General features: G+C 42.4%; 11 protein-coding genes. 6 read left to right on the top strand and 5 right to left on the bottom strand.

The annotated features are described in order from the left end of the window. Positions 1 to 48: 48 nt before the first annotated feature. From BUB99_RS09240 to BUB99_RS09230, 3 genes are read left to right on the top strand one after another with little or no spacing between them, the layout of a single operon-like run. Positions 49 to 483: an ATP-dependent zinc protease family protein gene (locus BUB99_RS09240; protein WP_073121715.1), complete on the top strand. Its 435-nt coding sequence runs from the start codon at positions 49 to 51 to the stop codon at positions 481 to 483. Next, complete coding sequence (rimK, locus tag BUB99_RS09235; protein WP_073121713.1) at positions 480 to 1,385, top strand: 30S ribosomal protein S6--L-glutamate ligase; 906 nt, start codon at positions 480 to 482, stop codon at positions 1,383 to 1,385. The genes BUB99_RS09240 and rimK overlap by 4 nt, the downstream gene beginning before the upstream one ends. 20 nt (positions 1,386 to 1,405) lie before the next feature. Beyond that, positions 1,406 to 2,362 (top strand): succinylglutamate desuccinylase/aspartoacylase family protein, encoded by a 957-nt coding sequence (locus BUB99_RS09230; RefSeq protein ID WP_073121711.1) that lies wholly within the window; start codon positions 1,406 to 1,408, stop codon positions 2,360 to 2,362. Here BUB99_RS09230 and BUB99_RS09225 read toward each other — a convergent pair. The 5 genes from BUB99_RS09225 to BUB99_RS09205 form a co-directional block, all read right to left on the bottom strand. Continuing rightward, positions 2,351 to 3,535 carry a cation:proton antiporter gene (locus BUB99_RS09225; protein ID WP_170863769.1) on the bottom strand — a complete coding sequence of 395 codons (1,185 nt, stop codon included), beginning with the start codon at positions 3,533 to 3,535 and terminating at the stop codon, positions 2,351 to 2,353. The two genes, BUB99_RS09230 and BUB99_RS09225, sit on opposite strands and share 12 nt — an antisense overlap. Before the next feature lie 151 nt (positions 3,536 to 3,686). Beyond that, positions 3,687 to 4,322, bottom strand: a complete 636-nt coding sequence (locus tag BUB99_RS09220; RefSeq protein ID WP_139280957.1) for a hypothetical protein — start codon at positions 4,320 to 4,322, stop codon at positions 3,687 to 3,689. Positions 4,323 to 4,416: 94 nt separating this feature from the next. Then, entirely contained in the window at positions 4,417 to 7,011 is a 2,595-nt protein-coding gene (locus BUB99_RS09215) for a TonB-dependent receptor plug domain-containing protein (RefSeq protein WP_084190461.1), read from the bottom strand. A 15-nt stretch (positions 7,012 to 7,026) separates the two neighbouring features. After that, on the bottom strand, positions 7,027 to 7,944 hold the full coding sequence (locus tag BUB99_RS09210; RefSeq protein WP_073121706.1) for a FecR family protein: 918 nt from the start codon (positions 7,942 to 7,944) through the stop codon (positions 7,027 to 7,029). A gap of 48 nt (positions 7,945 to 7,992) precedes the next feature. Then, entirely contained in the window at positions 7,993 to 8,520 is a 528-nt protein-coding gene (locus BUB99_RS09205) for an RNA polymerase sigma factor (protein WP_073121704.1), read from the bottom strand. Positions 8,521 to 9,236: 716 nt separating this feature from the next. Here BUB99_RS09205 and BUB99_RS09200 point away from each other — a divergent pair. The 3 genes from BUB99_RS09200 (at position 9,237) to BUB99_RS09190 (ending at position 14,213) form a co-directional block, all read left to right on the top strand. Then, positions 9,237 to 10,451 (top strand): MFS transporter, encoded by a 1,215-nt coding sequence (locus BUB99_RS09200; protein ID WP_073121829.1) that lies wholly within the window; start codon positions 9,237 to 9,239, stop codon positions 10,449 to 10,451. A gap of 1,008 nt (positions 10,452 to 11,459) precedes the next feature. Further along, a complete protein-coding gene (locus BUB99_RS09195; RefSeq protein WP_073121702.1) occupies positions 11,460 to 13,445 on the top strand; it encodes an ATP-binding protein in 1,986 nt (661 codons plus the stop codon). 192 nt (positions 13,446 to 13,637) lie between these two features. After that, positions 13,638 to 14,213, top strand: a complete 576-nt coding sequence (locus tag BUB99_RS09190; RefSeq protein WP_073121700.1) for a Crp/Fnr family transcriptional regulator — start codon at positions 13,638 to 13,640, stop codon at positions 14,211 to 14,213. Positions 14,214 to 14,235: the final 22 nt, after the last annotated feature.

The raw sequence follows: 14,235 nt of genomic DNA, 5'->3' as shown, positions 1-14,235 counted from the left end.
ACCAGCAGGATGTATGACCTTCCTTAATATTATTACGAACAAACTCTTATGAAAACTATTGGTCGAAAGGACAAAATCGACTTGCCTGAATTTCAACTATTCGAGATCGATGCTAAAATAGACACTGGAGCCTATGGCAATGCACTTCATTGCCATCATACCAAAATCGAAAAGCGAAACGGAGTAGACACCCTTTCGTTTCAAATCTTAGACCCTGATCATCCTGACTATGAAGGTCAGGTATTTTATACGAGCAAATTCAGTGAGAAATCTGTTAAAAGCTCAAACGGTGAGCTTGAACATCGGTTCTTGATCAAGACAGAGATTGTCCTTTTTGGCGAAACGACCGAAATAGAATTTTCACTCACAGATCGCAGCAACATGAGAAACCCCATCTTGCTCGGTCGCACCTTTCTGTCGGGTAACTACCTGGTAGATGTACAACTAAAAAACTTATCTTTTAAAAAGAAACCCATATCATGAAAATTGCAGTATTATCCCGAAACCCTAAGCTATACTCCACCAGTAGGCTAGTAGAAGCTATCCAAAAGCGTGGACATCAAGCAGTGGTACTGGATCACATGAAGTGTGATATCATCATGGATAATAAAGGGCCTTATATAAATTATGAAGGTGAAGTAATCAACGATATCGACGCGATCATACCGAGGATCGGTGCCTCGGTGACATTCTACGGTACTGCTGTCGTACGACAATTCGAGATGATGAATGTATTCTGTGTGGTCGATTCTATTGCCATCACACGATCACGAGACAAACTCCGCAGCTTACAAATCCTCTCTAGCTCTGGAGTCGGCATGCCCAAAACTGCCTTCACGAACTTCAACAAGAAAGAAAACAAAGTACTCAAGCACATCGGTCAAGCACCGGTAGTCATCAAGCTCCTCGAAGGGACTCAAGGTCTCGGTGTGGTACTGGCCGAAACCAACAAAGCAGCTACTTCGGTCATCGAGGCATTCGAAAGCCTGAAAACCCGTGTCATCCTACAGGAATTCATCGAAGAGGCAGGCGGAGCAGACATCCGCGCCTTCATCGTCAACGGCGAAGTGGTCGGCGCAATGAAGCGCCAAGGTAAAGAAGGAGAATTCAGGTCTAATCTACATCGCGGAGGACAAGCCAACGTCATCAAACTGAGCCGTGCCGAAAAATCAACTGCCCTTAAAGCTGCCAAAAGCATGGGACTAGCAGTCGCTGGTGTAGATATGCTACAGTCTAAAAATGGGCCACTCGTACTAGAAGTAAACTCCTCTCCAGGGCTAGAAGGAATCGAGAAAGCAACGGGCATAGATGTCGCCGAAAAAATAGTTGAATACATCGAAAACTCGATGAGTAAAAAGCGCGTCAACAAGAAGAAAAACGCCTAAACCTCGAGAGGTAACAACCCATGCAAATCCATAATCAGGAAATACTACCCGGGGAAACCAAAAACGTAATCGTCAATATCGCGCGACTGCCCTCGCACTCGCCGATAGAGATTACGATCACGGTATCACGCGCGCTAGAGAATGGACCGACCGTCCTCTTGATGGGTGGACTTCATGGTGACGAAATCAACGGAATAGAAATCGTACGTCGACTCATCGAGCACGATCAACATCTCCCAATCAAAGGCACTACGATTTGTATCCCGATTATCAACGTATACGGTTTCATACATTTCTCTCGCTATGTGCCCGATGGAAAAGATGTCAACCGGTCTTTCCCTGGCAATAAGAACGGATCACTCGCAGCTAGGGTAGCCTATTTTCTGATGAAAGAAATCATACCGAAAATCGACTATGGTTTAGATTTTCATACAGGAGGCGCAGATAGAACCAACTACCCACAGGTCAGATGTGTGATGTCAGATCCTAAAAATGCAGAGTTAGCAGGAGTATTCGCTGCACCATTTAATCTGCACTCTCCCTTTAGATCCAAATCACTCCGCTGGGCAGCAGCCAAAATGGGCAAAAAGATTTTGGTATATGAAGGAGGCGAATCGTCACGGTTCGATCAGTATGCCATCGAACAAGGAGTCAAAGGCACCATTCGGTTTTTAGCACATTTGGGCATGCGAGATAAAAAAGAAGCTCCCCTAAAAGAATACGAAAGCGTATTCATCAAATCCTCCTCATGGATACGCGCCAAGGCCTCAGGGCTTTTCCTCACTGAGGTGAAAAGTGGACAGAAGGTGAAGAAAAATCAAGTTGTAGGGTACATTGCTGACCCATTCGGAGAGTTCAAAGTCACCGTGAAATCTAGCGCCACAGGATATGTCATCGGGCTCAACAACAACCCGATCCTCCACCAAGGCGATGCAGTCATGCATATCGGTGTGATTAAAAACGTACTACCGGAGTAAGGATACGTCCAGGTTAAGCACCTTTCGAACGAACATCACCGTAATGGGACTGATAAATATCGTCACTGAGATCACGATCACAGTCATCTGATAACTAAACGTCGTTATTATATCGGCCTGCTGACCGATAGAGGCTAATACAAAACTGAACTCGCCAATCTGTGCTAACAACGAACCGCCATACAAACTTTCATGCCAACTGTTGCCCAATAACTTCAAAAGAAAAGCATTGATCAGCATGTTACTGATATAGACCGCCAAAACCAAACTGCCAATAGCCAGCCAATGTTCGAGGATAAAGCTCGTATCGATCAACATACCCACGGACAGAAAAAACACCGAGACCAGTACAATACGAAACGAGCGTAAACTATCGTGCAACCATGTCGTGGCTGGCGTAGCATGCACAAGCAGACCTGCGACGAATGCGCCCAGACCCGCCGACAACCCAAACAATGAAGTAATCAGTGCCATACCAAAACAGACAATCAAACCAGCAAAGACCTGAAGCTCCTGATCATTTTTGAGCTGCTTGATAAAGGGCAACCTCACCGTCCTTCGCTTAAAAAGATATAATAGTAAAGCAGCGATGAGGATTCCTCCGACTAATTGAAGGCCTATTTTTTCCATATCTAGTCCCCCTGCCTCGAACAAACTCATCACGATGATCATTGGTACGATCAAGATATCCTGAGTGATGAGGATACTAATCACATTTTGCCCAATCTTGGTTTTGAATATTTTATTATCTTCCAAAAGGCGAATAACCACAGCCGAACTGCTCAAGGAAATAATGAAGCCCAAAAGCAACATGCGTTTAAAATCCCAACCGAGAAAAAAACCAACAGTCATCATCGCCATCACGCTAATAAACACCTGCAGTCCAGTCCCAAACACAGCAATACGCCACTTCTTCACAAAATCATGCAGGGAGATTTCCATCCCGATAAAAAACATCAGGATAATCAAACCCAACTCACCCATGAACTCTGCAGTCTCTGTATCCGGCACCAACTGCGTCCCAGACGGACCTACGACTATTCCAGTCAGGATGTAGGCTATAATGTAGGGTTGATTGGCCCTTTTGAGCAGCAGGCTCAAAATCAGAATTAAACCAAATACGCCCAGCATAATATTGAGCTCAGTAGCTAAGGCGGTGAGAAGTAGAGTCATTGTATACATATCGAGAATAAAAATACGCCATAATATTCGATACCCGAAAATCCATAAGGCACAAAAAAACCTGACCCTACTATGGAAAGCATGATCAGGCGTAACCTACGTTTGAAGCGTGATGATGATTGTAAATTTCTTACCTAACTACTTAGAATTGGCCGCTAAACTTATGTTCCTTGACCAAATACCCTTCGTACCACCTGAACCCTACGGTGACCAATAGAATGACCATTATACCAGGTATGAGTACCCAAAGCAATGTTGATAGTTCTATTCCCGCCACGTCGTATGCTCCGCTTTGGTGTATCACAGGTACAAGTGTATAATTGTTAGCAGCACTGAGTTCGAACGAACGCTGTTGTTCTGATAAGTAAATGACATTCTTTTGGTTTGCTCTTTCGTTCATAAAACTCAAAGAAATAATCAGGTCATTAACGTTTAGATTCTTTTCTATCAACTCCAAACTGATGTCTACTTGACCATCGATCATTCTTACTTGACATTCGCCAAAAGGAACATCCCTTCCGTCCATGTGGATAATCGTGGTATGACTGACAGTATATTTCTTAATTAGTGCTACCCATTCTTGCTCGGTAGGCGTAGGATTTCCGTCCAAGATAGATTTTGGTAGGATTTCAAACAGAGCCTCTCGTGGGACACTAGTTTCTAAAACTGTGATTTCTTGATCCGGCCATAGTGTGAAGGTATTAACATGATCACTATTTGCCATCAGTCCAAAGGATAGACCAAATACTGCTGCTGCTATTAAGATGACTGTTTTCATAATTTTCTCGTTTCGTATTTGCCACCAGGTGTGGCTCAATAATGAAACGAGAAGAGGTAGTTCAAACCCTACCTCACCACTGAAAAAAAATGAGCTACCACTCCACCATCACCATCAAGTTAGGTGCAAAGCCAATAGCATAACGATCCAAAAATGATGGTTGAGGAGCTCCTCTGTACACTTTGTCAATCAAGTTGACCTGATTGTAAACATTGACGAGGGACAAGCCAAAACTAGCAGCCCATCGATGCTCTTGTGTCCTTGGTATATGATAAGATGCCGAAAGGTCCAAACTGTGCATCGGATCATAACGCCCCTCTATATCTGCAAATGGATTGGGAGGACGTGGCGGTGGCTTCTGACCTTGTCCAGCTCCTCCAGACCCAGACCCAGGAGGGGGTAGGTTTCCAGTATTGTTGAAATAAACATTTTCTGCATAAACCATATCTAAGGATTTGGCAAACAAACCCGAGGACCAAGTCCAAGATCCAGAAAACTTCCAACGGTCATGTGTATAAGCCCCACCCAAATAGACAACATGCGGTTGGACATACTTAGAGGTATACTCTATCTCACGAGCTGTATCCATTACCACCTTGGACTGACTATAGGTATAGGATGCCCATATAGTCAAGTCATTGGTTACAGCCTTTTTGATCAAAAAATCAATTCCAGCAATACTTTGCCCTGCTTGAGTAGGCGTAATACCAAAGTCCAAGCGCCTATCTTGATAGACTGATACACCGTCGGTCTGTTTGTAGTAGCCTTCTACATCTACAACCCATCCATTCTGATGTAGTACACCGCCTACAGAAGACTGAATCCCTGTAATCGTATATCCCTGATCTCCATCGGCCAATACCCATAGCTCATTGTCAAAACCGCCCCCTCCATATTCCAAGTTCTTCATTTGGCTGAGGTACTGGTGATACCAACCGACAGAGCCTTTGAGTACTAGGGATGAGGTCAAATCATAGTTGACAAACAATCGAGGTTCCCAGTAGACAGTCTCTAGCGGCTGGTAGTAGGTCGCTCGCATTCCTACCTGTACATACCACCGCTCCCAGGCATGCCAATCCAAATTAGCGTATGGAGAGACAGAATGTGCCGTCACCGTTTTATCGATTTTCAGCAGCTTTTGGGTAAACCTCGTGAGGTCTGCATAGTCTATACCGACGGTTTGATATTTGTAGTCCAGGCCTACATCAAGGTTGTACAATCTTGACTTTCGATTCATCTCATACCGTGCGTGGTAATCCTTCAAAGTATTTTTGGCATAAAAAGTCGAGTCCCCCGATTGATTAGGGTCTACGATGTATTTAAACGCATAGTCCGAATAGGTCGTTGACAGCTCTAGCTTCCACTTGTTAGATAGTTTTCTACGCCACTTAAAATTAACGCCATAGTTCTGAAACTGGTTTTCGTCTGCATTCCTTCGAATGCCATCTGTCCCATCACTCTTATAATAAACATCTGTATTTGTATAAATTAGTGCTGTAGATAAGCTGTTCTTTTCATTGATTTGATAGTTAAGTTTCGAGTGATAATCCTCAAAAATGACATCCACATCCGTGACCAATTCTCCATCTGCTCCTACTACGCCAGTACCTGAAAACACCGATTTTGATATAGCATATAGTTTTGGAGACTGAAACTCGCGAGGGTATGACCGACGTGCCCCTACGCTGATTCCTAATTTGTTCTCAATCACTTCTGCTCGACCATAAGCTGTTGCATAGAGGGTATTCGCTCCTAGTCCTGCATGCGCTTGATTGGGCAGCTCATCATCAGACCGAATCACCACAGCCCCACCTACTCTATCCCCGAGTCTAGGGTGCAGACCTGATCGATAGACCTCTACCTCAGAGACGACCTTAGGGTTATATGGCGAAATCGTACCATAGTAATGCCCACGGTGATATATCGGAATGTCATCAAATAAGAATAAGGACTGATCCGTGAAACTGCCTCGTATAAACAAATTACCGGCACGTTTATCCGGTGAGGTTACCCCAGGCAATGCGGCTATGGAGGCAAAGATATCTCCATCTGTTTCGCCAGGCAGCAATGGCAGGTCGTCTACAGCAATCGCAATACGCTGCGATGACGGATTCACATCTATGCCTGTCGTGATGTAGTCCTGAATCACCAACCCATCTAACTCTACCGCCACATAGAACATACTGAGGCGTTGTTCCCGTTGGTTGATCAAACCAGCAACTGAAAGCGCCTTTTTATCATATCCCAAAACATATAGCATTAAAGAATCTGACAAATTCGGTCTATACTCAAACCGCACACCGTTGGGCAAGTAGGATACCGGAATAGGCTCTCCGTTGAGCAAAACCATGACATCTGATGGTGCTATCGACTCCTGCTCCACTGAATCGTAGGGATACAAAACAAAGCTAGAAGTGACAGGTCGGAAGGCATAATAACCTGAATCCAATGCCACGAACTCGAATGGCAACTGCTGCTCGACCTTCGTAATAAAAGATTCTAAATCTTCTTGGTATGCATACTGCTTACTCACCAAGGAAACGAGTTCAGGGTCATACGAGAATTTAATCTCCAAATCCGACTCGTAGCGATCTATGATCTCCTCCAAACGCTGTTTGGCTGTCTGTGCCCCTGAATTAAAATAGATCAGGGCACCCAATAGAACTCCCCAAATTCCTCTCCTATACATGCTGCTGTTTTATGATTAGTCTTGTGATAACAAGACTTGATCTTCATCAATCTCAAACTGAATACCCAATGTCCCGAACACAATTTTGAGTGCTAGACTCAAATCATCGGTAGGAATAGACCCTGTAAAACGCCTATTCATATCCACCTCACCGGTGATCACTTTCACATGGTATAGCGACTCGATTTCTTTGATCACGAGAAGAATAGGCGTGTTCTTAAATGTCGGTTTTTTGCCCAACCAAAGTGGAGATTCATCTTTGATCGGCACGATACGCTCCCACGATCCATCCACCAATAGCGATGACTGCCCCGCTTTGATGATTTGTGCCTTGGCCTTAGATACATCTCTGGCCAGTACTCTACCCTCGTAGCAGTTGACCCACATGCCTACACCAAAAGTGCTAACATCAAATGCCGTTCCGAGCACCTCCACACTTCCTTGGTCAGTCATCACGCTAAATTTGCTACCAGGGATCACTTTAAAAAAAGCCTTTCCGTCCAAAACCAAGCGACGCGTCTCTCCAGACCAATCCTCATCCTCCCATCTCACCGTAGAGTTGGCTGCCAGTACCACATCTGACCCATCGGGTAATTCGAACTCTAATTGCTCACCATAGGCGGCATAATATTCAGTACCTGTATCTCGGAAAAACAAAAACCCTAGTGTCAATATCACTGCCACCGACGCTGCGACTGAGATAGTACGCCAGTTAATCATCGGCACCACCTTTGCAGATTTTCTGTCCAAGATTTCTCTGGGATCAAATACTTCGTCCGACAAACTAGGCGTCCATTGGTCTACTTCGGAGAGGATTTGTTGGTACTTGCGTAATTCCTCTCGGCCTATCCGCTGTTCCAAATCATCATCTGTCAAGTTGCCTTGCATCCATTCTTGGATCAGGGGGTCCGTATCGTTGTTGTGTGTTGACATTTTTTTCCTTCTATGGTTATAACGGAAAGTGGCGCGAATACCCTACCGCTATATTTTAAAATCTTTTAGTTCGTCGAGTTGCTCCTTGAGTGATTTCAAAGCAGAGGTCATGTGTTTTTCTACGGTCTTGATAGAAATATCAAGCGTTTCGGCGATTTCCTTGTTGGGTATCTTGTCAATGCGACTCATGAGGAATACTGTCCTTTGTTTGTCAGGCAGCGAAGACACAGCTGTCTCCAGCTGGCTCTTGAACTCCGATTCGCGGTAGACATACTCTGGGTTATGTTCCATCTGAATGGAGGACATAGATTCATGTTTTTCGAACTTGAGCACGACCTTTTGATGGCTTACATCATCAAGAAAGATGCGGTTGGCGATGGTAAACAAATAGCTCTTGGCCTTCTCAAAAGCCACCTTACTACAGTTTTCCCATAGCCGAACAAAAGATTCTTGTGCACAGTCTTGTGCCTTTTCCAAACTACCGAATCTGTAGTATAGAAAATTGCGTAAGGGTACAGATTGCTCCTGATGTATGTGTATGAACACTTGTTCTTCACAGACGGATTTGTCCTTCATAACGTGATTTATCCAATAATTCAAAGTTCAAATATAATCACGTTTTATATCCTAGTAATAAATTTAAAATCCTGGGTAGGGTATTCAATAGGGTTCTCGTTTTATGTACGAATCGTGACTAGAGAAACATATCCAGTCTAGTATCATCGTCAGATTAGGTTATAAAGCCCAACATCCAAATATGATGTTTCTACTGAAATATTGGACTTAGTAATGAAGTATCTGTGAGAAGGTAAAAACCGGAATGATTATCCAGAACTAGTCTTTCAAAATAGATGTAACGACATATATATTGCAGGCTCTAAAATATAAAACATATCGAATCAGGTCACTGATCGACGAAAGATAAGGTTAGGTTAAATAGGTTAGCTTAGGGAGACGCCCTAAGTTCTATTCGGGTTGGGAGAGTTTGCTTCCGACCCGTTTTTTTTTGTTTAAAATTTTGAACAAAAAAGTCCCCAATCTCATGGGCCATAGGGCTACTCATCGAAATTCACCACGTCCAGCACCCCGCAAAACAGTCCATAAGAAAACAAACTTGGCATATACCAACACTTACAAATGACCAATCCATTGAAAAAAGCGCTGCATAAAACACAACGGTAAGGGGGCAATTGTTCCTTTTTAGCACGTCATTTCTACTACATGTATCCAGACGTAATGAATTTCCCATTCATTTTGAATAATATTAAAGATTGAAACATGACTAAATGACTATGCAATCACAATTAAACAAGAACAGATTATTTATAGCCAGTTGCTTTGCGCTGCTGACGACTGCCTTTGCCTTTGGTATTCGCGCTGGGATCATGAACGACCTAGTCGCTGACATGAGCCTGACGGATCGCCAGCTCGGCTGGATCAACTTCATGGGTATCTTCGGTTTTCCGATCGCCACACTAATCGGCGGGCCGCTCTACAACACGCTCGGGCCAAGAAAAATAGGTAATGTGGCATTCATCTGTCACTTTATCGGGATCACCTTTTCGATTCTATCCAATAGCTTCTACACACTATTCTTTTCTACATTCTTCATCAGTTTTGCCAACGGTATGGTCGAGGCAGCTTACAACCCGATGATCGCCTCGATGTACACCGAAAAACGCGCAACGATGCTCAACCGATTCCACGTTTGGTTTCCTGGCGGGATCGCTATAGGGTCTATCTTGGCACTATTGGTTGCCAACATCGGCTGGGGATGGCAACTGAAGCTATCGATCATGTATATCCCTGCTATCATTTATTTCGTGATGTTCCGTGGACAAAAATTCCCTGAGACACGCAGCGAATCTAGCAGCTCGACTGCCGAAAATTTCAAAGCCATCCTGAAGTCACCGATCTACTGGGTGATGCTGATCTGTATGGCACTGACTGCCACGACAGAACTCGGGACACAGTCTTGGGTAGAAAGAATCCTCGCCAACTCTGGCGCACAACCGCTCCTAGTGCTAGCCATGGTAACAGTACTGATGGCTGTCGGTAGGTTCTTCGCTGGACCACTGATTCACAGACTCAACATCACGGGCGTCCTGTTGTCATCAGCAGTGATCGCATCAGTAGCCATCTATCTAATGAGTATCGCCACGGGTGGTATGGTCTATTTCGCAGCGATCTTGTTCGCCATCGGCGTGTGCTACTTCTGGCCTACGATGATCTCCTTCATCGCGGAGTACCAGCCCAAAACAGGTGCGCTCGGCATGTCGCTAATTGGTGGAGTGGGTATGCTCGGGTTATCGATCTTTCAGCCCATCATCGGTGGGTGGATCGAAGGACACCGTGCCACCAAAGCAGCAGAGGGGCTCACGGGCGAAGCATTAGAGCTCGCAGCTGGTCAAGCCACACTGGCGAATATCGCCATCATCCCTATGCTCCTGATCGGGGTGTTCTTATTCATATTTTTCTGGCAAAGAAAACAAGCAAGTCAGTCTTAATACAAGATTAAAAAACAACCCCTCGCTGACTGACCAGTCAGCGAGGGGTTAACCTCCACAGGGCTATGAAGTGTTCTATGCACAGGGCACTTGCTAGCTATCAACAGCAGTCTGTGTTTTTGTACTGCACCCACACCTCCCCGTATCTGTATGTATTTATCTATAACCTGTCAACTTATTTCGGGACGATTCCGAAGTATGCTCTGGGGCAGACAAAGTACGGTCTCGGGAAGTTGAAGTATGCTCTGGGGCAACTGTAGTATGGGTTTTTCAATGCAATTATGCGTTGGGGAACATGAAGCGTGTTCATGGGTGGATAAAGTACGCTCTCGGGAAATCAAAGTATGGGTTTTCCCCAATCGCATTGACTACCTAAGCGTTTAATATTATCTCCGATTTTTATAGATACGCCTTATTTTGATCCGTCTGCGCAGACTTTGTCCCAAACCTACTGAGGCTTTACCAAAAACCTACTGATACTTTGCCACAAACCTGCTGTGACTTTACGCTAAACCTGTACAGGTTTGCTAGAAAACCCGCGCAGACTTTGCTCTGAACCTGCGCAGATTTTGCTCCGAACCCGCGCAGACTTTAGATCAAACCTGCGCAGACTTTGCTCCGAATCTGCGCAGACTTTAGGTCAAACCCGTGCAGACTTTGAGACGAACCTGCACGGGTTTTTGAAAAGACAAAAACAGCCCCTTTCTGCAGCCTACAGGGCAGTATTTAGCATCACGGTTTCCTTCCCGATGGCGTCAGGGGCAAATCCTGATACACTTCACTGAAAACCCCCTGTATCTAGGTATATACAGGCTGTACTTTGATCTTAGAGCCCCGCTTGCTTGTATCTATCAGGGCTAAGGGGTATTCTTGGGGATATCAATGACTGACATAGTGTTGATACCAATAATATATATACGCAATTGCGTATAGCGAAATGTTGGGATACATGCAGAAAAGCCATCTGCAATATAAAAATCATTGAATTGAATAGACTAATAAAATCACATGGACAAACTAAAGTTTTACATAACAAATAGATTCATTCTTCTTTTAGTCAGTTCAGTATTATTCATAGGAATTCATTATCTACTCACAGATTCTATTTTACCTGACACTTCAACCAAGAATATTTGGTTTTATTCAGGTCTATTTATGTTGTTTTTTTCAATCCTGTTCATAGAACCTTACTATTCATCTCCAAAAAATGTAATAACAAATTCAATTCCTTTATTGCTCGTATATGTCTCTATAAAAGGGACATTTACCAACAACACACTTTGGGGCTCTACAATTTTGTTAATCGGGATTTTAATCATACTCTCTATCACCGCTATTGCGCTCACTTCTGATAATGAAAGTCCTGATTCAGTTAGAAACAAATTATCCAATAGCATTAAGAATATTGCAGTTTTTTTAGGGCGAGGTAAAGTTATTTACTCATTTGTTTTTATCTCTGTTCTCATCCTTTACAAGGCTGAAATTGTATCAGAAGTAAGCGATACTTATCTATTTACAATGGTAATTCTATGGGGTTTAATATTAATCATCGACCCTAAGTCTCTTCACAATTCATTTACGAAGGAACGCAATAAAATCCAGTCAAATGCAATTGGAGAAATTTTCGGAGTTCAATCAAAGAAAATATTCTTAGTTAAACTTTACGAAGACAGAAGTAAGAGTATTAAACGATTTGATATTCTAAACTTTAAGTATACAATGCAGGATTCAGATGCTTATGCAATAGCAGGAATCGTATTCGATACCTATCTACTAAATCAAGAAAAGTGGGTTAAAGTACTACAATTAGGAACAACCAATAATGATTTAGCAGCTTTAAAGCGAAATATCGTTTATAAAGTAACCGAGACGGACCAAATACTAGAATTATCTAATTCGCTTAGAATAAAAGATTTTGTTGGTGTTGTAATTGAAAAATCATCTATTGGTTCTATAAAATTTGAATATTCAAAACAAACAGACGACATTCAGGAAGGCGATTTATTAGAACTTAAAGTAAGTAGTCATAGGCTGTTTTATCAGGTAATCAGTGGAACGACAGAACTTGAAAAATTAGAACGTAAAAATGAGACGGGATTCATTGAGGGAGAAGCGATTCAATTAGGAGTTTGGAAAAATGACCTCCTGTCTTTCCAAAAGTTTGGATGGGTTCCATCTATTAATACACCAATCTTCAAAGCAGACACAAGTGATATTCAGGTAGAACAATATACCTATCCTGATTTTAAATTAGGTTCAATTCCCAACACGCAACTTCCATCAGTAATAAATTTACATGACGCTATTAGCCATCATACCGCTTTAATAGGTGTTACAGGTTCAGGCAAATCATTTCTCGCAAGAGAGATAATAGAACAATTAAAATCTGACACCAAAGTCATTTGTATTGATTTCACAGGAGAGTGGAAAAAGAAACAGCAATTAACCTCACTAACCAGTGATAATCTAGATGCATTTTTAGCCGCCCAAGATGATTCAATTGGACTAGTTGAACTTCCAACTGTAAGTAATACAGTTAGTGTAATTCAATCTACAGAAAACTTTATTAGTCTTATTTTTTCTAAGGCAAAAGAAGCGTATGAAGCAGATTCTCCTATGAGGATATGCCTAGTACTTGAAGAAGCACATACAATAGTTCCTGAAGGAAATTTTCTTGGTGTAAATGATTTTAACAGCAAAGCAGTGGTCAATAAAATGGGGCAAGTAGCCTTGCAAGGTCGCAAATATGGTGTTGGACTCCTAGTTATTGCCCAGAGAACTGCAAACGTTTCTAAAACAGTCCTTACTCAATGTAATACTATCATATGTTACCAAGCTTATGACGAGACTAGCTTTAACTTCTTAGGTAACTACGTAGGAAAAGACTTGGTTCAAACATTGCCTAATTTGAAAACCTATCATGCAATAGTGACAGGCAAAGCTATACGGTCAAATTTGCCGATGATTGTAAATTTAGAAAGAGAAATTGAATAAAATAAAGCACGAAAGCACAATCGAGTAGACGGCTGACGGTCAAATGACCGCCAGTGCGCTTCTCACACCACCAGATCCCAACTCGTCCTCGTTTGTAACGAGGACGCTTTTTTTAAGCTAACTGATAATCAGAATTAGATTTTGACGTTAGTCAGTATTACAAAAAACAAACCGAATAGACAGAGTTGAATTGTGAAAAATGAGATATTAAAATACCTGTCAAAATACACTGTAATAACTAAAGAATTAGAAAACGCTATTTCTGAAAGTACTTTTATAAAAACTTTCAGAAAAGGGAGTGTTATACTCAAAGAAGGAGGTATTTCTAATGAGTGCTATTTCATAATAAAAGGATGCGTTAGGAGTTACTTTCTAAAAGATGGTGAAGAAAAAACAATAGAGTTCTATACGGAAGAGCAATCCGTTATACCTGCAAATTATGAAACTTTTAAACCATCAGAATCCTATTTAGAATGTTTAGAAGATACAATTGTTAGTGTGGGAAATCCGAAATTAGAAAAAGAAACATTTCAAAAGTATCCTCAGTTAGAATCGTTATCACGAATAATCGCTGAAACTATAATTCTTAAACAACAGGTTTCATTTACTGAATTTAGGACATCAACTCCCGAAGAAAGATACTTGAATATGATGAAAGCTAGACCTGACCTGCACCAAAGAGCTCCTCAACATCAAATAGCCAGTTATTTGGGAATCAAACCAGAATCATTAAGTCGAATTAGAAAAAGAATAATAAGTAAAAAGTGATTACTTAACTAAAGTCAATGGA

This window comes from Reichenbachiella agariperforans, assembly GCF_900142205.1.
Lineage (GTDB): Bacteria > Bacteroidota > Bacteroidia > Cytophagales > Cyclobacteriaceae > Reichenbachiella > Reichenbachiella agariperforans.
This window is presented reverse-complemented; position numbering and strand designations above follow the sequence as displayed.

Bases quoted from the DNA above. Each gene is read 5' to 3' on its own strand.
- BUB99_RS09240 (WP_073121715.1), top strand. From the start codon at position 49: ATGAAAACTATTGGTCGAAAGGACAAAATCGACTTGCCTGAATTTCAA.
- rimK (WP_073121713.1), top strand. From the start codon at position 480: ATGAAAATTGCAGTATTATCCCGAAACCCTAAGCTATACTCCACCAGT.
- BUB99_RS09230 (WP_073121711.1), top strand. From the start codon at position 1,406: ATGCAAATCCATAATCAGGAAATACTACCCGGGGAAACCAAAAACGTA.
- BUB99_RS09225 (WP_170863769.1), bottom strand. From the start codon at position 3,535: ATGACTCTACTTCTCACCGCCTTAGCTACTGAGCTCAATATTATGCTG.
- BUB99_RS09220 (WP_139280957.1), bottom strand. From the start codon at position 4,322: ATGAAAACAGTCATCTTAATAGCAGCAGCAGTATTTGGTCTATCCTTT.
- BUB99_RS09215 (WP_084190461.1), bottom strand. From the start codon at position 7,011: ATGTATAGGAGAGGAATTTGGGGAGTTCTATTGGGTGCCCTGATCTAT.
- BUB99_RS09210 (WP_073121706.1), bottom strand. From the start codon at position 7,944: ATGTCAACACACAACAACGATACGGACCCCCTGATCCAAGAATGGATG.
- BUB99_RS09205 (WP_073121704.1), bottom strand. From the start codon at position 8,520: ATGAAGGACAAATCCGTCTGTGAAGAACAAGTGTTCATACACATACAT.
- BUB99_RS09200 (WP_073121829.1), top strand. From the start codon at position 9,237: ATGCAATCACAATTAAACAAGAACAGATTATTTATAGCCAGTTGCTTT.
- BUB99_RS09195 (WP_073121702.1), top strand. From the start codon at position 11,460: ATGGACAAACTAAAGTTTTACATAACAAATAGATTCATTCTTCTTTTA.